The sequence below is a fragment of the Lactobacillus sp. ESL0677 genome, assembly GCF_029392875.1.
Classification (GTDB): Bacteria; Bacillota; Bacilli; order Lactobacillales; family Lactobacillaceae; genus Lactobacillus.
The window spans coordinates 315,622-340,114 of sequence record NZ_CP113946.1 but is presented as its reverse complement, the minus strand read 5'-3'; the positions used below and the strand labels follow the sequence as shown (position 1 = coordinate 340,114).

At 35.5% G+C, this 24,493-nt stretch carries 26 protein-coding genes; 1 reads left to right on the top strand and 25 read right to left on the bottom strand.

From position 1 onward, the window contains the following. Positions 1-85 precede the first annotated feature (85 nt). Positions 86-2,107, top strand: coding sequence for a hypothetical protein (locus OZX76_RS01740; protein ID WP_277180437.1), 2,022 nt, complete (start codon positions 86-88; stop codon positions 2,105-2,107). Between the two features lie 74 nt (positions 2,108-2,181). On the opposite strand, the gene OZX76_RS01735 is transcribed toward OZX76_RS01740, so the two are convergent. The 25 genes from OZX76_RS01735 to OZX76_RS01615 form a co-directional block, all read right to left on the bottom strand. Beyond that, positions 2,182-2,583 carry a PTS sugar transporter subunit IIA gene (locus OZX76_RS01735; RefSeq protein ID WP_277180435.1) on the bottom strand — a complete coding sequence of 134 codons (402 nt, stop codon included), beginning with the start codon at positions 2,581-2,583 and terminating at the stop codon, positions 2,182-2,184. Positions 2,584-2,606: 23 nt separating this feature from the next. Continuing rightward, positions 2,607-3,425 carry a PTS system mannose/fructose/sorbose family transporter subunit IID gene (locus tag OZX76_RS01730; protein ID WP_277134248.1) on the bottom strand — a complete coding sequence of 273 codons (819 nt, stop codon included), beginning with the start codon at positions 3,423-3,425 and terminating at the stop codon, positions 2,607-2,609. Continuing rightward, complete coding sequence (locus OZX76_RS01725; protein WP_277134247.1) at positions 3,412-4,311, bottom strand: PTS sugar transporter subunit IIC; 900 nt, start codon at positions 4,309-4,311, stop codon at positions 3,412-3,414. Before OZX76_RS01725 ends, OZX76_RS01730 begins: the two co-directional genes overlap by 14 nt. Positions 4,312-4,322: 11 nt before the next feature. Beyond that, a complete protein-coding gene (locus OZX76_RS01720; RefSeq protein WP_277180433.1) occupies positions 4,323-4,811 on the bottom strand; it encodes a PTS sugar transporter subunit IIB in 489 nt (162 codons plus the stop codon). A 192-nt stretch (positions 4,812-5,003) separates the two neighbouring features. After that, positions 5,004-6,173 (bottom strand): SIS domain-containing protein, encoded by a 1,170-nt coding sequence (locus OZX76_RS01715; RefSeq protein WP_277180431.1) that lies wholly within the window; start codon positions 6,171-6,173, stop codon positions 5,004-5,006. A 27-nt stretch (positions 6,174-6,200) separates the two neighbouring features. Further along, entirely contained in the window at positions 6,201-6,917 is a 717-nt protein-coding gene (locus OZX76_RS01710; RefSeq protein ID WP_277180429.1) for a GntR family transcriptional regulator, read from the bottom strand. Positions 6,918-7,066: 149 nt separating this feature from the next. Beyond that, a complete protein-coding gene (gene lacG / locus OZX76_RS01705) occupies positions 7,067-8,491 on the bottom strand; it encodes a 6-phospho-beta-galactosidase (protein WP_277180427.1) in 1,425 nt (474 codons plus the stop codon). Then, a complete protein-coding gene (locus OZX76_RS01700; RefSeq protein WP_277180425.1) occupies positions 8,491-10,206 on the bottom strand; it encodes a PTS lactose transporter subunit IIBC in 1,716 nt (571 codons plus the stop codon). The genes lacG and OZX76_RS01700 overlap by 1 nt, the downstream gene beginning before the upstream one ends. A gap of 38 nt (positions 10,207-10,244) precedes the next feature. Next, on the bottom strand, positions 10,245-10,601 hold the full coding sequence (locus OZX76_RS01695) for a PTS lactose/cellobiose transporter subunit IIA (RefSeq protein ID WP_277180423.1): 357 nt from the start codon (positions 10,599-10,601) through the stop codon (positions 10,245-10,247). Further along, positions 10,585-11,448 carry a PRD domain-containing protein gene (locus OZX76_RS01690; protein WP_277180421.1) on the bottom strand — a complete coding sequence of 288 codons (864 nt, stop codon included), beginning with the start codon at positions 11,446-11,448 and terminating at the stop codon, positions 10,585-10,587. The genes OZX76_RS01695 and OZX76_RS01690 overlap by 17 nt, the downstream gene beginning before the upstream one ends. A gap of 221 nt (positions 11,449-11,669) precedes the next feature. Beyond that, positions 11,670-11,912, bottom strand: coding sequence for a hypothetical protein (locus tag OZX76_RS01685; protein ID WP_277180420.1), 243 nt, complete (start codon positions 11,910-11,912; stop codon positions 11,670-11,672). A 17-nt stretch (positions 11,913-11,929) separates the two neighbouring features. Further along, the gene (locus tag OZX76_RS01680; protein WP_277180418.1) at positions 11,930-13,345 is read right to left on the bottom strand and encodes a PTS transporter subunit IIC; all 1,416 of its coding nucleotides are present in this window, start codon (positions 13,343-13,345) and stop codon (positions 11,930-11,932) included. A 27-nt stretch (positions 13,346-13,372) separates the two neighbouring features. Continuing rightward, complete coding sequence (locus tag OZX76_RS01675) at positions 13,373-13,681, bottom strand: PTS fructose transporter subunit IIB (protein ID WP_277180416.1); 309 nt, start codon at positions 13,679-13,681, stop codon at positions 13,373-13,375. 13 nt (positions 13,682-13,694) lie between these two features. Next, entirely contained in the window at positions 13,695-14,180 is a 486-nt protein-coding gene (locus OZX76_RS01670) for a PTS sugar transporter subunit IIA (protein WP_277180414.1), read from the bottom strand. Between the two features lie 163 nt (positions 14,181-14,343). Continuing rightward, positions 14,344-15,183, bottom strand: a complete 840-nt coding sequence (locus tag OZX76_RS01665) for a hypothetical protein (RefSeq protein WP_277180412.1) — start codon at positions 15,181-15,183, stop codon at positions 14,344-14,346. 21 nt (positions 15,184-15,204) lie between these two features. Next, positions 15,205-16,020 carry a 2-dehydro-3-deoxy-D-gluconate 5-dehydrogenase KduD gene (kduD, locus tag OZX76_RS01660; RefSeq protein WP_277180410.1) on the bottom strand — a complete coding sequence of 272 codons (816 nt, stop codon included), beginning with the start codon at positions 16,018-16,020 and terminating at the stop codon, positions 15,205-15,207. A gap of 27 nt (positions 16,021-16,047) precedes the next feature. Beyond that, the gene (gene kduI / locus OZX76_RS01655) at positions 16,048-16,887 is read right to left on the bottom strand and encodes a 5-dehydro-4-deoxy-D-glucuronate isomerase (RefSeq protein WP_277180408.1); all 840 of its coding nucleotides are present in this window, start codon (positions 16,885-16,887) and stop codon (positions 16,048-16,050) included. A gap of 16 nt (positions 16,888-16,903) precedes the next feature. Further along, on the bottom strand, positions 16,904-18,496 hold the full coding sequence (locus tag OZX76_RS01650; RefSeq protein WP_277180406.1) for a right-handed parallel beta-helix repeat-containing protein: 1,593 nt from the start codon (positions 18,494-18,496) through the stop codon (positions 16,904-16,906). Positions 18,497-18,507: 11 nt separating this feature from the next. Next, positions 18,508-20,391 carry a heparinase II/III family protein gene (locus OZX76_RS01645; RefSeq protein WP_277180403.1) on the bottom strand — a complete coding sequence of 628 codons (1,884 nt, stop codon included), beginning with the start codon at positions 20,389-20,391 and terminating at the stop codon, positions 18,508-18,510. Then, the gene (yajC, locus tag OZX76_RS01640; protein ID WP_277180401.1) at positions 20,384-20,680 is read right to left on the bottom strand and encodes a preprotein translocase subunit YajC; all 297 of its coding nucleotides are present in this window, start codon (positions 20,678-20,680) and stop codon (positions 20,384-20,386) included. Before yajC ends, OZX76_RS01645 begins: the two co-directional genes overlap by 8 nt. Before the next feature lie 3 nt (positions 20,681-20,683). Then, positions 20,684-21,112 carry a PTS fructose transporter subunit IIA gene (locus tag OZX76_RS01635; RefSeq protein WP_277180399.1) on the bottom strand — a complete coding sequence of 143 codons (429 nt, stop codon included), beginning with the start codon at positions 21,110-21,112 and terminating at the stop codon, positions 20,684-20,686. Positions 21,113-21,127: 15 nt separating this feature from the next. Then, positions 21,128-21,943, bottom strand: coding sequence for a PTS system mannose/fructose/sorbose family transporter subunit IID (locus tag OZX76_RS01630; RefSeq protein WP_277134232.1), 816 nt, complete (start codon positions 21,941-21,943; stop codon positions 21,128-21,130). Beyond that, positions 21,933-22,718 (bottom strand): PTS sugar transporter subunit IIC, encoded by a 786-nt coding sequence (locus OZX76_RS01625; protein ID WP_277180397.1) that lies wholly within the window; start codon positions 22,716-22,718, stop codon positions 21,933-21,935. The genes OZX76_RS01630 and OZX76_RS01625 overlap by 11 nt, the downstream gene beginning before the upstream one ends. After that, positions 22,718-23,230 carry a PTS sugar transporter subunit IIB gene (locus OZX76_RS01620; RefSeq protein WP_277180395.1) on the bottom strand — a complete coding sequence of 171 codons (513 nt, stop codon included), beginning with the start codon at positions 23,228-23,230 and terminating at the stop codon, positions 22,718-22,720. Before OZX76_RS01620 ends, OZX76_RS01625 begins: the two co-directional genes overlap by 1 nt. Positions 23,231-23,244: 14 nt before the next feature. Continuing rightward, complete coding sequence (locus tag OZX76_RS01615; RefSeq protein WP_277180393.1) at positions 23,245-24,420, bottom strand: glycoside hydrolase family 88 protein; 1,176 nt, start codon at positions 24,418-24,420, stop codon at positions 23,245-23,247. Positions 24,421-24,493 lie beyond the last annotated feature (73 nt).

Below are 24,493 nucleotides of genomic sequence, written 5' to 3'. Positions count from 1 at the left end.
TTTTAATTATACGGATTAACAATCAAAATGGGTCAGTATGACTGTATGACTATTTGGCTCATATTATTTTATATAGGAGAACTTCATGTCTTTTATTTATACGCTTAGATACATGCTTGATCCTCGCACCAACACACCTGAGAAAGATCAAAAACTGCTTAAATTTGTTCAAAAGGGGCAAATTGACGACGTTGCTTTTTTTATAAATGGTGAAGAACTAAACCACAGTCATTTAACTACTCAAGAAACTCAAGTTTGGCTTGATACAATTAAGCCGCTGCAGAAAAAGCTCAAGCAAATGGGAGTCACTACCAGCCTTAACCCCTGGACGACAATCATGCATTCCGATCGCGGCTACCAGGTTAATCCCGCAATTGGCTTTAACACCTTTGTCGACATCAATGGACAAAAAGCGCAAGACATGGCTTGTCCTGCCGACCCAACTTGGCGCAAATATCTCGCACAAACTTACGCTCAATATGCTAGCATTCATCCCCGGCGGTTATGGCTCGAAGATGATTTTCGCCATTATAACCACACGCCGTTAAAGTTGATGTGCTTTTGTGACTACCACATGCGACTTTACCAGCAAAAACTGGGCAAGGCAGAGTCGCGCGAAGATTTTGCTAAAAATATGCTTAAGCCGGGAAAACCTATGCCAGAACGGCAAATTTATCTAAACCAAGCTCGCCAGGAAATGATTGAAAACGAACATTTAATTGAAGAAGCAGTGCACCAAGTTAGTCCAGAAACCGACCTCGCACAGATGACCTCATTCCCTGATTGGCATGCAATTGAGGGTCGTGATTGGCAGCAATTGTTTGCCGCTCAAGCTGGGCCAAATCATCCCCAAGTAGCCAGACCACATTTGCCCGCCTATAACGAAGTTGCACCACTACAATATGGACGAAATTTTGAAGAATATACCCGTATCACTGCTGCTTATTTAGGCGAAAATGCGGAGTTATATCCTGAACTTGAAAGTTACATGTATTCGCCACTAGTCAAATCACTTGCCTTTACTAAGTTCCAGATTATCACCACTGCCCTGATTGGCAGTAAGGGAATTTTGCTTAATTTATTCGATATGATGGGCAACGGAATTAATGAAAATTGGCATTATGCGGAAATGTTAGCCGAAGTTAAGCCATTTGTTAACCAACTATCTGAAAATCGTTTAAAGATAAACCACTTAGCTGGCATTAAAATTTTGGTTGATCAGGATTCCAGTTATTGCTTGCATACTAAGACTGGTCAAGCAGCAGAAGAATTATTGCCACACGAAAAGAATTGGGCTAGTCTCCTATCAGCCTTTGGATTTGCAACCACAATTCTACCAGTTAGTGCTCATACTAAACTTCAAAAACAAACTATTGCCATTGCGGGACAATTATTGCGGAATTTTACCAATAGTCAAATTACTGCATTGCTTAATAACAACACAGTTTTACTAGACGGCGAAAGTGTTAACGTCCTGCTTGAGCGTGGTTTAGGTAAACTGCTGCACATTAAAAAAGCCGTTTGGCACCCATATCGCACTGCCTACCAATCATTTGAACAAGCAGATAATATCACAGTTGATAACGTTAAAAATCCTAGAATTACAATGCTGCAGCATACTGGAAACTATTTAAAACTTACTTATGAAACAGGCAGTGACGTTGCCATCTGGTCTAAGGCTTACAGTTCACTTGATGAAGAACTAGGCAATGTCATGGCGGTAATTGACAAACATCTTATTGTCTTACCGATGGATCAGGATCCAAAACATGGTTGGGAATCACAATTTACCACTTACAAGCAAGGACTTTTACAGCAAATGCTTGATAGTATCCAACCAATCGATTATTTAATTGCCATGCCGAATGTTAAATTAAACGTGCAAGATAACCGCCACGTTGCTTGGCTAGCCAACTTTACCCTAGACACTTATTCACAAATTCGCTGGCACCTAAGTGAGCCCTTACCAAGTAACACAGTAACGATTGTGCGCAAAAACGATCAAGCAGTTAGCTCTAAAATTGCCCAAGTAACTGTTACAAATGGCATCGCAACCATTGCCGCTGAACTTAATCCATTAGAAACGATTCAGCTGCTCTTTAACTAAATCTGTTATTACTTCAAAACAACAAAATACCATGAGCTTTTTAAACTCATGGTATTTTTAGACATTAAATAATTTTACTTCTTCATGTTTGCCAGCATTTGGGTAATGTTAACCATCCCTGCCTTGCCAGCAGTAATATAATCAGATTCGTTACCATTCATTTGACTGTTAAGCCATTCAATTACCAGCGGCAAGTTCATCCCCGAAATTAATTGGATTGATTGACCACCCATAATCATCTGACTAACAACGTTAGCTGGAGTACCGCCCATTAAATCGGCAAAAACTGTCACATCTTCAAGGTTCATGCCAGCGATTTCAGCGATAAACTTTTTCTTAAAGTCTTCTGGACCTTCATCAGGCAACAAGCACACTGTATGTAAATGCTCTTGTTCACCCATGATTAATTCAGCACTGGCTTTTAAGCCTTCAGCCATTGTCCCGTGACTGATCAAAACTAATTCTTTTTCTACCATAATATACTTTCTAATTATTTAAATTAAATCTTAGCAATAATTCCTGTACCACCTAAGATTACACAAAGGATTAAGACAATGAAAATTACCTTAGTAGAGGACATGCCCTTCTTACCAAGCAGCCAGTAAACAAAGGCAACAACTGCTGCAGGTAACAGTTTAGGAATAATCATATCCAAATTGTTCTGAATGTTCATTGATACTTTACCAATTTGTGGTACCCAAGCAAACTTGATGTTAACCATTGTGGCAACTAACGCACCAACCATGAAGACACCCAGAACAGTGGCTGAATCAGTCAATGCGTTTAATTGGTCCCGCATATCAGTAACTAGAGAAACACCTTGCTTATAAGCAATCCGTAATTGTTTCCAACGAAAGACGCAGATTAGTAAGCAAACTGCAACCCAGATAATAACTCCAGTTGGGTTGCCTTCATGAGCCATTGAAGCTGCTAAAGCCCCAAAGATAGCTGGGATTAAGGAAGCGAAAATTGAGTCACCAATTGCCGCAAATGAACCCATCAAACCTACTTTCATACCAGTAACCGTATCTTTACCAGCAATTCCTTCATTTTCCTCAACGGCAAGGTCAAGTCCCGTGATAATCGTGTTAAAGAAGTTAGAAGTATTAAAGAACTGCATGTGCGTCTTCATCATTTCTCTCAACTCTGGAGTATCATCACCATAAATCTTGCGCAGTTGCGGCAAAATCGTATACAGATAGCCACTGTTCTGCATTCTTTCGTAGTTCCAGCCTAACTGGTAGCCGAATAATGATCTTCTGTTAATCTGATTAAAGTCTTTATCAGTTAATTTATACTTTGGTTTAGAGTTCGTCATCAGTAATTTCCCCCTCGTCATCATTTGCGTTGCTTTGACTTACAGTCTTTTGTGCAGCGCTCTTAAGCGGAATATTCTTGTAGTGCAAAATTGCAAGTGCTAAACCTAGCAATGCAACTGCCAGCATTGGCAAGCCGTTAAAGGTAGCAGTAAAGCTCTTGTTTGCTGCAGCAACACCAGTACCTAATGCCTGGATACTGCTGAACAAAACTGAGAACAGCGTCGTAATCGTGAAGCCTAAAATTAAGTATGCGGCATGCTTTTTAATTGGTAAGTACCGTAATAAGATTGCGAAACCTACAGCTGGCAATGTGGCACCAGCTACTGTCAACCCATTACCTAACCAAAGCAAGTCACCATTCAAAGCATTGGCAATTGTTTGAACTAAGCCTTGACCAAAAGCCAAAGCAATAAATACAGGAACAGCACGTGAAAGCGACCATGGCAAAGCACCATACAAAACGTTGCGTTCAACTGCCTTATAGTTAATGTGTTCTTCATCAATCAAGTGATCAATTCTGTGTGAAAAGTACGTGTTAGCAAATCTTGCCAAAACGTCCAATTCCACCATGATTGTCGCAACTGGAACGGCAATTGAAGAAATTGCCACTTGTGGACTCATACCCTTAATGCTGACTGAGAAGGCAGTTGCTAAAACCGTACCGGTAGTCGCATCAATTCTTGAAGCCCCACCGAAGGTACCAACACCTAAAACAGTCAGCTGCATTGAGGCACCAATAAATAGTCCTGCAGGTAAATTGCCCATGATTAATCCGGCAATTAATCCGGCACCAACAGGCGTATTCAATGATGAATAAATTTGTAATTCATCTAGAATTTCCAAGCCTGCGTATAAAGTAAGTAGTAATATTTGCCACCAAGCCATTTTTCTTCCTCCTACTTCATCTTTTCATCAATTAACTTCAAGAAGTCATGTGCATCAACACTTGGATTTACTTGAGCAATTAACTTAACGCCTTGATTGGCTATCTGCCTAAACAACTTAGCATCTTCCTCGTTGATGTTAACCTGCTTAGTTAATTCGGTCGTATCATCACGCTTAGACATGTTACCAACGTTGATCATATCGAGCTTAATCCCTTGATTAAGCAAATCTAAAAACCTCTCCGGTCTCTTAGCAACTAGAAACAATCTTTGGTTACCGTAACGATCCTTCTTTAAATGATCTGCGGCAACATCTACTGGTAAAACACTTAGTCTAGTTGTCATTGGCGTAGCCATTCTTAAACCACTCTTTTGGATATCATCCTTTGCGGCAGCTTCATCGAGCACAATAATGCGCTCTACCTGCAGCTTAGGTGTCCATAGATTGGCAACTTGACCATGAACTAATCGTTCATCGATTCTTGCACCCACAATATTCATATATCTTCCTCCTATGGATAGTTAAGTTTCATAAACTGGAACCGATACCATCAATACACAAAAATATTTATAAAGCGCTTTCAAGTAATATAATAAGGTACCAACCACTTTTTGTCAATAATAAGTTTTTAAAATAAAAAAATGAAGGCTCATTATAAAACAAGGCCTTCATTCAAATTAAAATATTAATTATTATCCAATAAATTTATGAATAGTTACACCCTTAACTACTCGGTTAACTGTCCCCGTCGGAGATGGCGTGTCCGGCTTATTGTTAACTTTAATCGAAGTTAATAACGCAATCGTCTGACCAAACATGACATCGGGCAGTGCTAGATAAGCATCGGGCAATAACTCATCAGCTTCAAAAGTAAAGGATTTACCCGCAAAATTTTGTCCGTCCTTTTCTTGACCAACTGCCATAACCAACGGCACAATGTCGTCGCCTTTAATCTCGGTTAAAATATCCAGATCATATTGTCTAGTATATGAATTATTAGAAACATAATCAAAAACAATTGTCTTGCCGTCTAAAAACGACTTAGGACCATGACGCAACCCCATTGATGTGTCAAATAAGGCTGCTACCTCACCAGCAGTTAATTCCAAAATCTTTAGCCGCGTTTCTTCAGCCAAGCCACCTAAACTACCACTGCCAATGTATGTAATCCGGTTAAAATCAGTATCGACCAATGATTGAATTTCTGGCTCACGCGCAATCACACTCTTCCCCATTTGAGCAATTTCACCAATGATCTTTTCTTTACGCTGCTCATCTAGCGTATCAAAAATCAGTAGCGCCGTTAAGCTCATACATGAAAATGAACCAGTCATCGCAAAGCCTTGATCTAGGGATTTAGCTGGCGTTAATACAACTAACCCTGCTGTATCGCCCTTTAAGTCTTTAGCTAATTGCCCTTCTGGAGCACAAGTGATGGCAATTTGGTATAAGTGCTTCACGATTTTTTTAGCTAATTCAACTGTTGCCACTGACTCCGGCGAATCACCGCTGCGTGCAAAGGAAACCAAAATAGTCGGCGTTTCTGCTTCAAGATAATCTTTAGGTGTGGAAACAATTTTAGTAGTGTCAATTGATTCAAAATTATACTTAGTCCGATCGCCATGTCGCTGCAGATACGGCATGATAGTATTGCCAACATAGGCACTCGTCCCGGCCCCAGTAAAGATTACCCGTACTTTGCCCCATTTTTGATTGATCTTATCCAAAAAAGCTTGAATTTCTGCCTTTTTATCTTGATAAATTGACCAAGTCTCTTGCCACAATTGTGGTTGTTGCTCTATTTCACGGGTCGTAATGCGCGCACTAAGTTGCTCTAATTCCTCATCTGTTTTTGAAAACATATTGTTAATTCCTACCTTTCACCAAAATCAAATTAAATGATTGTACTGTCTTGAACGATAAATAAACCTGTCCCCGCGAGCTAACGAGATTGTGAATTCAACAGGAATATTTTTTTCATTAATCGTCTTACGATAAATTTTTAAACTAGGAGCGCCAACTTTTTCTGCCAAGAATTTACATTCAACAGCAGTCAAACTCACAGCCTGAACATCTTCAAAAGCCATCACACTAAGTTGGTGATACTTGTTTTTTAACACACTATAGAGAGGGTCAACCTGTAAGTCACTAAGCTTAAGATCTGGAAAAAGTGGTTCTGGTAAATATGTTGTACTTAAAATTTGCGGCTCATCATTGGCTAAGCGAATACGGACTAACTTATAGGTTTGCTCACCCTCATTTAAGTTCAATTGCTCAGCAATTTGCTTACTAGGTACTACCAATTCTAAGCTGTAATTTTTGGTAGTTGCTTTTTGCCCCGCGCGTTTGACTTCCTCTGAGAAAGAATACATCCCGCCGATATTAGTTTGATTAAGGTACATGCTTGACACAAAAGTGCCTTTGCCATGCAATCGATAGATTAAGCCCCGTTCTTCTAAGTCCTGCAGCGCTAATCTAATCGTATTGCGACTAACAGAATACTGCATTAACAACTGCCGCTCACTGGGTAACTTATCATTTGGCTTTAGTTGGCCAATTCTTTTTTCTAAATCTGAAATAACTTGCCGATATAATGGTTTTTGCATTGGCAACGCCTCCTTTGCAGCTGGTTGATACCACTTAAAATTCTAACAAAGAAAGCGCTTATTTGCAATGATGTTTTACAGTAATTATTACCAGTTTCACAAATAAAAAAGAAGGCGAACTTTGCCTTCTTTTAATTAATATTCAAGTTTTACTTTTTTGGTAACTCTCTAGTTTCTGCTAATTTCTTATACCAATATGCACTCGCCTTAGGATATCTTGCTTGAGTTTTAAAATCAACATAAAACAGGCCGTAGCGCTTTGAATAACCATTTGTCCAAGAAAACATATCTTGTAAAGACCAAACAAAGTAACCACAAACAGGTATTCCTGCTTCAATTGCCTCAGCTATTTTTTCTAAATGATCGTGTAAATATTTGATCCTTGGAGTGTCATCAATCAATTTATCTGGACTAACAAATTTATCCTTATAGCCCATCCCATTTTCGGTAATATAAATCTCATGAACCAACGGATAATTATCATTTATTCGTTTGAGCTGATCAAGTATTCCTTGTGGATAAATTATCCAATCCCAATCTGTCGCAGGCAAATCTTGTGGATGAACTTCTTCACCCACACCCTTCATTCGATTGACATCTGTCCCCTTTTGACCCGTGCCATTATGACTGATCTCAGTCTCACCATGGTATTCTTTCATAAACTTAGAGAAATAATAATTTACACCAACAAAATCTAATTGCCGTGCGGCTTTTTGTAAAATCCTTTCATCTTTAGCTTTTATCGCAATCATTTCCTGATCGTTTGCAGTAATAATTTCTTTTATTAAAGCTAAAGTTTTTTCAGAATATTTTCCAGATAAAGTACCATCCAAGTAAAATCGGTTTTCTAGAACGTCTTTTAAGGCAGCAGCATGTTGATCTCCCAAGCTATCAGAAGCTGGATAAACTGTCTGTAAAGCATGAACAATACCGATTTTCCCCTTATAACCAGCTTCTTTATAAGCGTTAACAATCTTAGCATGCACTAAATTTTGATTATATTCTGCTTGAAAACATTTAGAAAACTGATCGTGATAAGCTGGTGGGAAAGTACCACTAACATACTGCTGACAAGCCATTGAAGTTGGCTCATTAATCGTTATCCAATAATTAACTTCATTTTGATATTCTTTAAAACAGAACTTGGCATATGCAAGAAAGGCATCAAGCATTTCTTGCGATAACCAGCCTCCCTTGTCCTGTAAACTCTGCGGCGTATCAAAATGATGTAAAGTTACAAATGGCTCAACACCATTTTTGTGGCATTCTTGAAAGACATGGTGATAATACGCTACACCACGTGGCTCTACTTGACCTGTCCCATTCGGAAAAATTCGGGCCCAATCAATCGAAACACGAATTGCATTAATCTTAAACTTGTTGCATAAAGCCAAATCTTCAGAATAACGATGATAAAAGTCACATGATGGATTAGGATTAATCGTATTTTGTTCACGCAAATATTTATCCCAAATCACTTCTCCTTTGCCATCTTCATTGGTAGCACCCTCGCACTGATAAGCTGCGGTTGCACCACCAAAATAGAAATTATCAGGAAATTTAAACTCGGTCATTATTTATCTCCCTCATCATTTTTTAAACTGTCCATTACGAATTGGAAAGCTTGATCTGGATTCTGCGTTAGTTCGATATATTGGCGTCCAGTTGTTGTGACCAGCTTACTACCGTCATTATTGGCAATCTGTGCTAAATTATCCTTCATGCTGTCCATTTGTGGCGCTAAAATAATTAAATCCATATCATGAATAATATCCATGTGTTGCCCGTAAGCACGAGCTGCAGCGTGTAACGGTAAATTACGTTCTTTGGCCATTTTGTTCAAAGCTTTAGCCAAAATGCCAGAAGTACCACCCCCTGCACAAATCACCATAATATTAGTGTCCTGGGTTAAGGTTTCATCTGAAGCAGTTTGAGTTTCAGTAGTCGTTTCACTGTTAAGACTTACATTTTCTGTAACAGCTTGAGCAGGTGTATCAGTAGCGGTAACTAATTTAGCTGCATCTGCTTGTTCCTTCTTGTACAAGTCATTGTCATAAAAGCGGAAGAATGGGAGCCAAATCAAAACATCCGCAATCAATGCTAAAATCACATAAACAAATGATAATGGTGCAAAACCTGTACCGACAATAATCCCAATAGGTGCCGGAACCGTCCATGGCAATGTGGCAATAATACTGTTCATATGTAAAGTAGAAACAAAGAACTTAAACAAGCAGACATTAAACATTGGCGTTATCAAAAACGGAACGAAAAAGACTGGGTTCATAATAATTGGTGCACCAAACAGAATTGGTTCATTAACTGAAAAGCAACCAGGGATAACAGCCGCTTTACCAACTGCCTTATTTTGCTCTGACTTTGCAAGTAATAAAAATAGGAACGGAACAATCAGAGTAGAACCAGTACCACCCATATTCATAACATAATCTTGTGTATTAAGAACTAAAACATGAGTTGCTTGGACACCAGCATGCATTAACTGTTGGTTTAAACCAACATTAGACATTTCAATCGCAGCAACGGCTGGCGTAACAATTGATGGCCCTTGAACACCAATAAACCAGAAGAAAGCCATCGCACCGGCAATTAATGCTAACCCGCCATAAGTATCGCCGGCTCTAAACAATGGTGAAAGCAAGTTAATAATACATTCAGATAAGTTAGCACCAAATGCTTTAGCTAAAACCATTTGAATTATCCAAAACAGACCAACTGAAAATGCCATTGGAAAAATATCTTTAAAAGTTTGAGAAATATTTTGCGGTACTTGGTCTGGCATATTAATTGTAATATTATGCTTAACACAAACAGAATAAATATTAGGTATAATCAAGCCAACAATATAAGATGCAATCAATCCTTGTGTACCCAAAAATGTCAAGTCAATTCCTGTTTTACCAACCTTAATTGCAATAATAATAAACGAAATTTCAGCTGCTAAAATAACATTCATTGCATTAATTTGGTTAGTTTTAGGCAAGCCAGTATTCTTGTAATCCGTTAAGTTTTTAGCACAAGTTGCAGTTACAAATAATCCTAACAGCCCCATTGAATAGTTATATGGCAGCATAATCGCATTTTCTACTTCTTTAGGCCAATAAAAGCCCCAAGAATTTGGAACATATGCAAATAACGTAAACAAACTTGAAAATAAAATTATTGGCATGGCTGCGATGAACCCATCTCTGATAGCAGAAACATATGGGTTAGCTGCTATTTTTTCAAAAGATGGTTTCATTTTATCCATTACTTTTGTAAAGCCATTCATTTTTTCTCCTCCCAAAAAATTAACTAAACTTTGGTTTTTTATTCAATTGGTTTTCCTTCCAAATTATTAACTCTTTCATACAAATCAATGATGGTTTTCATTTCATCCTTTAACAGCATCGTGGTCATCAAGGTGTCTTGACCATGAACCATAATAAAAGTCACGTCCAGATCATTGCCGTCTGCCTCTTTACTGAGTAACTTAGTTTGCTCATTATGAGCTAGATTAATTGATTCTTCTGCCTTTTTGACTAAATCCTTTGCCTCAGTAATCTTTCCCAGACTTGCTTTATCCATTGCCTGCATTAGATAGGTCCTGGCATCCCCTGCATAAGCCACAATAGCAAAACCTGTCATCGAAATTTCTTCTTTAGTAATTTTAGATTCGGATGTCATCTTTTTCCTCCTGTAATAAACGCTCAATATGAATTGTTAAATACATTTTTTCTGTCATTGAAAGACTAACATTTAACTTCTGCCTAATCTGCTCCGTTATCCTATCAACAATTGCCCAAGCCTGTGAATATTCAGCTTTAATTTCAGCAATCATCTTTTGCGAAACAATTAATTCTTTATTTTGTGGATCATGCAATCGAACAACAAAATACTTTAAATGAATTAACAAACGATCAAAATCGCCATCATTTTTAGAATTGCGTACTAAATGATTACGAGCTAATTCTTTTTCAACAATTTCAACCACTTGACTGTTGGGATTAGGATAACGAGACTTATGCTCGGGTTGATCAATATGCGCATTTATGAAGTGAAGTGCAATGCTCTTTTTTTCATAACTAGGAAAACTGATACCCAATTCCTTTTGAAAGTAGGTCATAAAGTCATCTGCAATTTGGTAAGCCAACGGATAATTAGAACTTAAATCAGGTAAATAATTAATGGTCTCCTCATGACGCTGCATACGTTGGTATGCGGCAAACAGGTGGGTTGTCAGAGTGACATTAATATACGTTTCCACTTGAAAACCATATTTATCTTGAGCTCGTTTAATCAAGTCATAGCTTTCAGTGATAAAGTCCAATGGAATATTAGCTAAAAGCGTCGTTAAGTCCGAAACAGTATGCGAATCTTGTAATGCAAAAACTTTGGCTACTTTGGTATCAGCGATTATGTCACCCTTCTTTTTTTGAAAGGCTAATCCTCTACCCATAACAATTTCTTGCTCATCATCGTTATCACGAACAACGGCCACATTATTGTTCAACACTTGAACTACTTTAAACATCGCTCAGCCTTCTTTTGAAAAAAGAAAAACCGCAATTCTCAAGTTGAGCTTATTTACCCAAATTGTGATTTGCGGTTTTGCCTAATTTAATAGTAACAATCCATCTATTCAATTCATACTTATTGTAATACAGCCTGTCTCTCATTGCAAGCGATTACATATATAAATATCTATATTTGAAATTGCTTGCTTTAATAAACAGATTATCAACTACATCATACTTAATTCTTATTACTTAATTTGTTACCCTTCCAATCGTAATACTTTTGGCTAAGGTGATTCTTAGGATTATCATAAACTACAATTTTATATAAGGCATAAATTGTACCAATCATTGCAATTAAATTTGTAATCCAATTCTTCAAAATTAATTGTAATAAATTGATAACAACCACAAACATTGCCCACATGAACAACCTATTTCTTCTTGCCTTTTCTTTTGAAGTAACTTTAACCTTTTTCATTTAATCACCTACAGTAATTATTTTTTAGCAGCTGCAGCATATTCAGCATTACGCTTCTTCATTTCTTTAGCGTACCACATGAATAATAGTAAATAAGCAGCAAGTGCAAGTAGAGCATAAACAATAAACATACCATGTTGCTTCCATGCATTACCTACTAAGTAAGCCAAGTATTTTTCAACAGGTCCTTCCATAGTAGTATCTGAAACCATTGTATGTGCAGGAATTGCAGCACCTACTGAATGAGCCATATTAGTTACAAATGGACCAACCATTGTACCAGCCCAAAGGAAGATAGGTAATTCAATTGTTCCGATAATAATCATCCGAATAATCTTACCACGAGTAACTACTAGCAAAGCTGGGGTTACACCCATGGCAATAATACCACCTAAAGGCATCAATCTGTTCCCTGGAAGAATCATAGCTTCAAGCATCATAATTGGTGCCAAAACATTAGCTGCTGCCCAAATTTCTGAACGGCCAGCTAAGAATGGCCAGTCAAGTCCAATGTTGAATGTACGGCCAGAGAATTTCTTGGTAGCAAAATCAGCAATACCTTGTGATAATGGTTCAACTGAAGCAATAAACCATGATCCAATTACTGAGAACAGTTCAATACATGAACCACCTACAAATGATAGAGTGAACATATCTTTCCAACCTTCTTCGGTAGCAAAATTGTTACCAGCAAGTAAGGATACAAAGACACCTAAATAAACACCAATTGCAAATCTACTACCCCAAAAGCCAATCTTTTCATTTAACTTAGTGGAGTCAAAGTCAAACTTATCTAACCATGGTAAGCATTTATCAAAGAACTTGTTAAAGACCATGATAATTGGATTCATCATATAGTTCATGTGTGTAGTGGTCATTGGGTTGCCCTCAGGGGCATCAAGAAGATCATTAAAAGTTGGCTTCATTAAATCAGAATTAATAATCTTCATTGTACCAATGAATAATACCAATAATGTTGATAACCAAAGTGGAGCACCAACATAAACACAGAACAGCCCATCAAATGCTAAGTGCCAAACATCAAAAATATCGACATCTAATGTATTGGTTTTATCTAAGACAAGTAGTACAACATTTAACACAATCAGAACTAGAAGATAAAAGAGTGTATACGGCGATCCCCAAGTAATCGTTGCTAGAGGAGCCCACCCCATATCCTGCATATCCATGTGAATTCCTGTATGTTGAACGAATTGCTGCATCGGCTTTTGGAACGATGTAGTTAACATGTTCATAATATTACCGATAGCTGTAATCGCAATCGCTAATTTCATACCACCTTCAAGTGCCTTACTAAATTTTACTTTAAATAAAATAGCAATTAATGTTAAAACAATTAACATAATTGTTGCAGCACCCATATCAATTAATGGCTTAAAAAGTGAGTTAGCAAAATTAATAATCCCATTCATTTTTATTTCCTTTCAGAAAGATTTTACTTAATTAATTTCTTTAACAACTTTTTCCACATTATCATAAACTGGTTTTGCCATTGCAGGAATACGATACAAAATTGGTCCTGCATCAATCAAAGGAATTTTAGGTGTAAATGAAAGATCAGTCTTAGCAATTGTCAAATAGCCATCATATTTTGACAATAAATCTTCATTAACATCCTTAATCATATAAGCATCAACTTTAACGTTGTAGCCACGTTTTCTCATTTCTGCTTCAACAGCATCCTTGATTTGATGCGATGAATTTACTCCTGCACCACATGCCGCAATAAACTTAACTTGTCTACTCATAGAAACAAACCTCCTATTTTTTAAAATTTTCACTCATAAACTGATAAATTTTATCAGTTGAAGTGAAATTAAATAACTTTTGTAATTTTGAAACTGGAGTCAAACGCAAGAAATCCATAATTTGAGCTAATATATTAGCCTGCCCCTCAGGATCATTATTTAAGATCATAAACAAGAATTTAACTTGCAAATCCTGATCTGGTGCAATCATATTTTTAAAGCAAACCGGTGTCTTCAATGCCACCGGCACAATTAGTCTTGTAGTAACAAATTCACCTTCAGTATGAGGAACAGCAATATTAGGTAAGTTTTCAGAAATTGGTGACGTATCAATGCCAGTAGGATATAATTTTTCTCTCTTCAAAATTTCGGAGAAAAAAGCTTCCTTAACACATTTTTCGTCAAATAATTTGTTGGAAACTTCCTTAAAAATAGCTTCTGAACTTGTCTTTTCACTAACAAATACTGATTCTGGTGAAAACAAACTATTTATGCTCAAAATATAAACTTCCTTTCCAATTAGACAAGTTTTTCGATTTTGTTTATTTTTGTTTATTTTTGTTCACTTGTCTAGATATAATTATATGAAACCGGATTCAAAATTGCAATACTTTTTTATTATAAAAAGCTTCGAAATTTAATTTCGAAGCCTTACCTCATACTTATTTATTCTTACCTAACACAATTAACTGACTTAACGACGGGAATGAATCAGGATCACCTTGAGAATCTCTGATTAGATTATTAATGCTTAAGAAACTTACATTTTCTTGGTTAACTACAAAATATTGAATTTTTGCTGTTTTTACTAAATCAACAATTTGCTTATTGTTATTCGAAAACTTAATAGTAGCTTTAGTCCAATAACTGTCGTGCGGATAATCTGCTCTTAACTGAATACCAATTTTTGCAATATTCACTAGGCGACCAAAGTCTAATTTTAATTTTGCGTCATCTCTTGCATCAATACCCCAAGATTGAAACGGAAATCTGCCATGACCTTTATTGGCTAAATAACCGTCTATTACATTTTTTACTAAAAAAGGTTCTTCTCCCCTAGTTTCTGCATTAGCTGAAATATGCGGATATGCGCCCGATTCTTGTCTTTGATCGTGGCTATTACGAGCTAAATTTTGATAAGCATTTATTTCATAATCTTCTGCTTTTCGAACGCAAGCATAGTGATGTTCTCCAGTAAACGCCCCGTCTGGTAAAGCCGAGTAGCGTTCTAAATTCATCGGAATTTTATATCGCCAATTGGGTTTTGCCAAATATATTAGTGTTGGATTAAGTACAGCATCTAACTGTACCATCAAGTACACGGGAGCGTGCTCGACATTTACTTCATAATAATCACCATCTTGAAATCTTTTTTTAAACGGCAAAACACAAAGATCATCGTCACTAACTCCTGTAATAGTCTTATCAAAAGTATCCTTTAAGCTTATTTTTATTTTCAATTTTTTACCCTTTAATAATTTAAACAATAAAAAAAGCGACATTTCTGCCGCTTTTTCTTTATACTATCTTACTAAGTAACCACCATCTACTGGGAAGATAACACCATTGACATAGTTAGCAGCAGCACTAGCTAAGAATACTGCAACTCCCATTAATTCAGAAGGTTCTGCCCAGTGACCTGCAGGAATTCTGTCCAAAATTTCTTGATTACGAGCTTTATCAGCACGAATCGGAGCAGTATTTGCAGTTTTAATATATCCAGGTGCAATTGCATTAACTTGGACATTATATGCGCCCATTTCACTAGCAAACGATTTGGTAAGTCCAGCAACACCATGCTTTGAAGCTGTGTATGAAGGAATAAACTTACCACCTTGGAATGAAAGCATAGAACCAATATTGATAATCTTACCTGACTTTTGCTTAGCCATTACTTTAGCTGCAGCCATTGACATGTGATAAACAGCATTCAAGTTAATATTAATAACTTTGTCCCAATCTTCATCTTTTGATTCCAATAATGGATTTCTTCTAATCATTCCAGCATTGTTAATTAAAATGTCAATATGACCAAAAGTTTCAATTGCTTTTTCAACTACCTCTTGTGGAACACCAGGCTTAGTTAAATCAACATCCATAAACTCAACCTTACGACCGCGTTTTTCAATCATTGCACGAGTATTATCCCATTCTAAAGTCCCAAATGTTGGGATAAAGATATCAGCACCAGCTTCAGCCAATGCAACCGCATATCCTTGGCCTAAACCTGTATTACCACCCGTGATAATAGCAACTTTACCTGTTAAGTCATAAAGACTCATCTTAAACTTGTCTAATGCTTCTTCATTCTTTTTGATTTCTTCTTTAGATTGTTCCATCTTTAAAAACCTCCGTTAATATACAGCTTAATTAAGCTCATCCATTGAAATCCAATCCATATCATCATAGGTTTGGTTTTCACCACACATTGCCCAAATAAATGAATAACTTGTAGTACCGATACCGCAGTGAATTGACCAACTTGGATTAATTACTGCTTGTTCATTCTTCATTACAATGTCTTTAGTTTCACTTGGTTTACCAACAAAGTGAAATACTCTTGTATCTGGTTCTGCAAATTCACAGTAAAGATATGCTTCCATTCTACGAGCATGAGTATGTGCAGGCATCGTGTTCCAGCCAGAACCTGGTTCCAAAACAGTGTAGCCCATTTGTAATTGACAGGTGTCCATTTGTGAAGCATCAATATACTTGTAAATAGTTCTCTTATTCATATGTTCTTGATCACCCAGCTCTTTAGCTAAGGCATCTTTGAACAATAATTTCTTATCTGGGTACGATTTTTGTGCTGGTGTTGAAACAACATAGTACTTAGCAGGATCTTTAGGATCATTAGAACTAAAGACAACGTGCTTATGACCTTGACCTACATAATAACCATCATGCTTAGTCATTGCTTCTTTATCACCATCTATCTCGATAGTACCATCACCTCCTAAATTAATTACGCCTAATTCGCGACGTTGCAAGAAGAAATCAACACCCAATTCCTTACTCAAAACGATTTCCAATGATTTATCAGTTGGCATTACACCACCAAGAATCATTCGATCGTTGTATGTATAAGTCAAATTAATTTTGCCAGGTTCAAAAACCTTAGGTACTAAAAATTGACTTCTTAATTCATCAGTTGAATAATGTTTAACATCTTCAGGACTGTGTGCATAATTCATATTCATTTTCATTTTTTAAAACTTCCTTTTATTTCAACTCTACTGGTCCAATCGATGGGATATTAGCCACTGGTTGATCATTAAAATCTGTTAAACCCGTTCCTTCAAAAATACCTGCTTTTTTCAGTTCTGGTAAATTAGCGAGAGATTTAAGGTTTAAGTTAGCTATGCCCGAGACTTTTGCATTATCTGCAATAAGCTGTTTAACAGTATCTTCATCTTTTAAACTAATATTATCTTTTCCAAACCACTGACTATTAAAGCCATAAACCGCATTATTCTTAAAGTTCAATTCACCTGTCATTGTTCCTTGATTGAAAGTTACCATATTTGGATTTTGTGAAATAACTAGATTATTTGTAAAATCTAAATAACGACGATTTCCACTACACTTAATTAAATTAGCTGTAGTTGGGCTGGCAATAAACAGATTATTATAGACATATGCCTTTTCAGTCGTAGTACTTGGTAAGTAAGATATCATCTTACTATTAGGATTCCATCCATCATTAATACAAACATTGTATCTGAAAATACCATTATGTGATGCATTCATAAATAATACACTGCCTCGTGCATTATCATGAGAATAATTATGTTGAACAACAACATTATTACAACTTAAATCAATATCAAATGCTGTACCATCATTATTGCCATACAAGCCATTAGAAACTTCATTATTTTCAACTGTAGTATTGTCTGAAGCCATTACCCACAAGCCAGCATAATTGAATCTTGATTCAGTATTGCAAAATTTATTAACTTTATTATTTTTAACAATTCCATTATCTGAAACTTCAGAAATAATCATGCCATCACCATAAACATTTTCAACATCGTTATTTTCATAGGTAATGTTCTTATTATTCTTAGGATATGACTCTGAACCGTTAGTATTTAATAATGTAGATTTATTTCTAATTCCGGCAATCGATACATTGTCAACATGATTATTTTTAACCAAAACATTATCAAAGCCAAAATTCTTATTAGAATTTATTTTGCCATCTAAATCTTCATTAATTCCGATTAAAATTATGCCACCAGTAACCTTCCAAGCACCGTGTTCCTGCGTATCAGAATTAACATCATGTACATAGTTATCTGCAACAGTAATATTATTTTGTGTTGTATTACTATTATTAATTATCAAAATGCCTGAACGTTGCGATTGAATCGTTGAACTATAATTTGTTACTTCAAGATTTTTAATTATCCAATCATGCTGATTAACTAGCATAACTGTTCCTGAATTTCTTTTATAATTATGAGTACCATTACCATTAATTCTCGGCTTTAGTTCACCGCCATATTTGCTAATAGTAATCGGCTCAGTTTGATTTCCATTGCCCTGAGGCATTAACTGTTCATTCCAAACTGAACCACTCTTTAAAAGAATTTCATCTCCAGGTTGGAAAGTTTTGGAATTAATGTTTTTAAAAGATTTCCATGGCGAAGTTACTGATAATCCAGAGTTAGTATCTGACCCGGTTTTTGAATCAACATAGTAGTTTGCTGCTTTAGCAGTAATTGAATTAATATTGAAAAATATTACTAACATAATTACTGCAAGTATACTAGCTATAAATCGACTGTACGATGTTTTTATATTTATCATAAAATCACCTACTATTCATAATTTACAGAAACATTACCATAACAAGGAATACCGCCAACAAAATACAATTTATTTCCTATGATTGTATTTTCATGTTGAATATTTATAACTATTCGACGATTATTACTTAAGTCAATTTCTACTCCAAAACTATGAATATCATCATCAATAACTTCATTAATTCGTTTAGACTCACAATAATGAACATCTGCGATATCAGATTTTTTGCCAATTACCGTATAAGCAAGATTATTATCCGTAAACTGATTCAACAAAGTTAATTTAGTAGTTGATTCTAATTCATTATAGCGTGGAGAATACATTTGCTTTTCTAGCTGACCATTCTTTAAAGAATGGAAAAGTTCATATTGATTAATGCCATTAGTTATCAAGTAACTATTATTAAACTCTGGTTGACAAGTAATCTCTGGTGCAAAAATCCAATTATCTGATTGAAGATGCTTACCCTTACATTCAACTACGTCAATAATAGTCATAATTGTTACTTCTTTAAGCCAAATAAAGTATCTTGTAACTGTACAATCATTAGATTTATCATAATAACTAGTTTTAACTAAATCATATAAATCATAATGTTCCACTTCATTACGTTGATTAGCAACAATTGTTTGATATTTCCAAGAATCTCGCGGTCGTGTAGGAAAATCATTATCAACTAATACTACATTATGCGAAAATCCAGATTTCAAATTTCGCCTTTCAGGCGAATTTACATATGTATATCGACCTGGATCAATTAACAAATTATCGTTATTAATTGTTAAGTCAAGGTGCCCAGATGCTGCATGACCATGACCACTACCTAAATTGCCGTTATAAATATGCCAATAATTTTGATTAACTAAATCTTTATGATAAAAATTACCTGAAACTAAAGAATCAAAATAACAGTTATTTTGCTTTTCTTGAACATTAACCAATATTTGAGCTTGATTAGCTAAACTCATCAACAAGAAGTCTTGCTTAACTTTAGGCTCTTTTATACCAAATAAAATGTATTTAGCCGAAGTAATTAAATCTGCAATTTTAATTGCATCAGTGTCACCTTGCTGCAAAATATAACCATCTGGTTTGATTTGATAGTAACAAGTCTTAAGCATTGCTTTTAAAGAACTTTCAATTATGGTTGGTAATTGTTTATTGTGAGCCAAATAACTTGCAACTACACAAAGAGAACTTCTAAACACTTCAATAAAATATAATGGTGATTGTTCCCAATGTAAGCCTGTAGAGTCGACCTGCAATTTCAGTTCTAAGCTTAACTTACTCTCAGCCCAATTAACTAAACTACTATCAATAACTTTAGGATGTTCTGCTGCAAAAGTCAGAATTCCTGTTGTAATCAAAACACCCCAATTACTTAAATCATATTTTTCAATGTAATTGTCATGTAAATACATGGCTTGACGTTTAACAGATTGGTTAATTCTTGTAATTTCGTCATCATTTAATAATTGCTTTTGAAGTAAATAACTTAATGGCTTAGTCCAATTAAGTAACCTAATTCCTGTATCAATAGTGCGCCAAGTTACATAACGTTGTTCTTCATTTTCATCATTATTAGTTATCCAATCAAAAATAAATGCTTTTATCTTTTCCAAATAGGTGGGATTATTAGTTTTTATATAGGAGTACAAAAGATCTTGCAAATATTCTTGACGTTTTAACACATACAACCATTCAGGGTCTCCATTAGGGGAAACAGTCCAGTTATCCATATAATATGTAGTAGGACTTGGCTCCATGTCATAAACGTGATGAAATGAGAATTTATTATTAAGAAGTAACTTAGAATTAGCTAAGTAGTCAGCTGCATATGAAATTTCATCCTGATCAATTAATTTCTTAACTTTTAACTGAGTAAGTTCATTCATCTGCTTTCTCTCCTTGATTCAGCTCAGAAGCAATACCATGTTTATCAACTTTGACAATAACATTTTGAGCAATTTCTAAGTTAACATAATGCTGGCTAACACTTTTAATCGTACCAACTACGCCATTCAGCAATACAACTTTTTCATTTTCATGAAGCGATTTAAAGAAATCGCTCATTGCTTGCTGATTTCTAGTCATACTTTTACGACGAGCTATTGGTAAAATTACTAAATAAAGAATTAATAAAACTACGACTAGAATAATTAATAAAATATTGACCCAGTTCACTTACTACGCCTTCTTAGAAATAGTAGATTGTGAAATTGACTGCATCATTGATTTAGATTCTTCAATTACATGACTTAATGAATCCTCTATGTTTTCCGCAGTTAATTGTCCAGACAAATTTTTTAAGTAAACATCAAGCACTAGATTCATTGATACACCAGATAAGACATACTTATTAGTGTCTTTAGGATTAGTCAAAATGCGCTTAGCTGCTATTTGGTATGGAGCGCCACCAGTCATGTCAGCAAAAACAATAACATTTTCGTGTGTATCTAAATACTGATCAAGATCTTGTGTAAATTTTTCATGTGTTGTGTGCTCGTCTAGATTTAAACATGTAACTAGTTCATCTGTACCAGCTACTGTTTTAATATCGGAGTCAATTCCCATTGGAAAATCTCCATGACCAATAATGCAAATATCATATTTCATAAAACTACCTCAAGACTAAGGAACCAAGATACCCATAGCTGAAAGTGCAACACCAACAACTAATAACAACAAAATAATCTTATAAGCTGTCCACTTTTTCTTAGTAATTAACCAATAAACAAAGAAAATTAACAAAAGTGGCAACATATATGGCATAATCTTGTCCAAAAATGCTTGAACAGTAACTAACTGAGTCTTACCTTTAATTTGAGCTGAGTATTTTAAGCCTAAGTTGACCTTAACGAAGGAAACCGATAAACCAGAAATAACAGTCAAACCAACAGTACTAGCAATATCAGCTAAAGCAGCCATTCTATCGCTTAATGTGTCAATAATGCTTGTCCCAACTTTCCAGCCAAGATAGCCCATTAAGTTTCTAACACCGAAAGTAATTCCAAACATACAAATAAAGAACATGATTGGCGCATAAACAACACCTTGCAGAGCTAAAGATGCAAAAATTGTTGAGAATAATGGTGCTAAAGCAAATTGTGACAATGCATCACCAATACCAGCTAATGGTCCCATTAAAGCCATCTTCATTGCTCGTACGTCTTCTTCACTTTGACCACTATCATACATTGCCAGCATTAAACTGGTAACGAAAGGATATGGCTGTGGGTTAGTATTGTAAAATTCAACATTAGAACTAGCTACTTCTCTAAATTTAGCCTCATCACCTTTATAAATTTTACGTAATTCTGGCCAAATTGTCTTAGCAACACCGGTCCCCTGCATGTTGCCGTAATTTTGTGAGTTTTGTAAATAATACGATCTTAAAATTGAAATAAAATAATCACGTTTAGTTAAAACTGGTTTCCTAGATGCCATCTTCAGCGCCTCCTGCATTTTCTGAATCACTATTTACAGCTGAACTTTTTTTGCTGTTGTAGTAATTGTTTAAAGCAATTGCGATACCAACAAAAGTTAAACCAATAACTGGAATCTTTAAGTAAGCTACACAGATGTAACCAAAGACAACTGCTGGAATATATTCTTTTTTAAGCATTGTACTCATAATAAGTGCAAAACCAACTGCTGGAAGTAATCCACCGACAACTGTTAATCCGTTCATTAGCCAAGTAGGAATCATTTGAACAAATGCTCTTAAAGCTGAGGTACTTAAAGTCGCAGCAAAGCCAAAGACAAAAGCAAATAGCATGAATTCCCATAAAGTAACATTTGACATCAAGTTAAACTTATGATACTTTCCTTCTTTAATTGCTTTACGTGCTGATTCCATTGAGCCTGAGTTAATCGTAAAGATTAAAGTAATAATAAATGGAACTAACATGGCAAATGGATAAGATAGAGTTAATGCAGCTGCTGGTGACAATTTATGCATTGTAATTGCTAAAATCGAACCAACAATCCCTGGTCCTAATGGGTTAGGAGGAGTGGAACCACCAGGTCCAACACCGAATCCCATAAATGCTAATTCAGCTGTTGCACCGAAAATAACTGCTGTCTTTAGATCTCCTAAAATAAGACCAACACCAAATGAAATAAATAAAGCACGGTTAGTATAAGTTCCCCATACTTGACCTGCAAAACAGAAGGCTGCCCATAAACCAACTAACAGGGCTTGCCAAATTGTAAAAGTCATTATTTTTCTCCCTTCCAATTATCAACATACTGATTCAGATTAAAATCTGAACCGACCTCATTACCAATCGGAGTTACCCGAGTATTGAAATCAATTTGGTATTCATCCCTCATTTCTTTAAGAGCTTGCATATCATTTTCATCTATTGAGATATAATTGGTAACCTTAGTCTTTCCTTCTTTAAAGTGGATATTTCCCACGTTCAATTTTTTGAATGGCACGCCTCCCTTCGCTAACTTCAATGTATCTTCAGCTGTCTTTACAATAATAAAAATCTTCTGTCTAGGAGCAGCTTTAAAGATTTTGTCGATTGTTTCTTCAATAGTGAAAAATCTAACACCAATTGAATTTGGCAATAGCGACTTCATTAAAGTTTGTTGAATTGAACTTTGGGCAACTTCATCATTTGCAACAATGACTAAGTTTGCTCCCAAGTTTGAAATCCATAATCTTCCTTGACCATGAATTAATCTTTCATCCAGCCTTACAGCAACAATATTTGGATTAGCCATTTTCTTCACTCTTTCTACCAAAAAATTTGCCAATCTTTATAAAATCTAATTAGAGATTCAAAATAAAAGTAATCTCCCCATAAATTTCCTTCATCAACACCCTTTCCTGAATGCCAGGAATAAACACCATGATCCAATAAAGGAGCACCAGCAATAAAATTATTATTGGCATAATTATCAATAATTGATTTCAACATCTTATGAAGGATTAGTTCGTATTGATATTTATTTTGATAACTTTCAGGCATATATTTAAGCATTTCAGCAACCCCGCAAATTGCAATTACTCCAGATGAAGAATCACGGGGTTGATCATCACCATCACCAAAAATCAAATCCCAGTAAGGTACATAGTCTTGCGGAAGTCGATTAATAAAATAATTAGTTACACCATTAAAAGTCTTAAAATCACTGGTAGTATGGCGATATTTATAATGAAGTGGAACCCCATAAACGGCCCATGCCTGACCTCTTGCCCAACTTGAGTCATCACTATATCCTTGACGTGTTGCTCCTTTTAAAGGCTTACCCGTTTCTTTATCAAAATAATAAGTGTGAAACGTCGAACCGTTATCTCTAACAATTGTCTTTAAAACCTGGTCATAATGGGTATCCGCCATATGAGCATATTTAGGATTTTCTGTAACTGAAGATGCCCAATAAAGTAATGGTATATTCATTAATGAATCAACAATTAAACGATAATTATCATTACCATCCATCTTGCCCCAAGCTTGAATAAATCCTCCTTTTTCTTGATAGCGCTTAGTTAATTGATCTGCAGCCTTTATACCAATTCTTTTAGCTTCTTCATCACCTGTAATCTTGTAATCGCTAACTACTGAGGTTGTATACATAAATCCTAAATCATGATTATCTACAGCAATTTTTTTATTAATACGATTAGAAAATGAAGTAACGTTTCTCATAGCCTGCTTATAATATTTCGAGTCATGCGTATATTCGTAAGCCAGCCAAAGTATTCCTGTCCAAAATCCAGTAGTCCATTCAGTATTATCCATCTTGGAATACTTGCCATTATTTGTGTTAGGTCTTGGAAAATCATCTCCAAAATAATTCATGTTAATATCGATGTGCTGCAATACATTTTCAATTGCATGAGTAATTTCTTGCTTAGTTAAAAGAGTTGGAGATTTACTTAAGTCCATCTTTTTTATCTCTTCATACATTCTTTTACCTTTCCAAATAAGAAATTATATTTCTTTTTTATCCTTGCAAATAAAATATAACTCAATGAAAGCG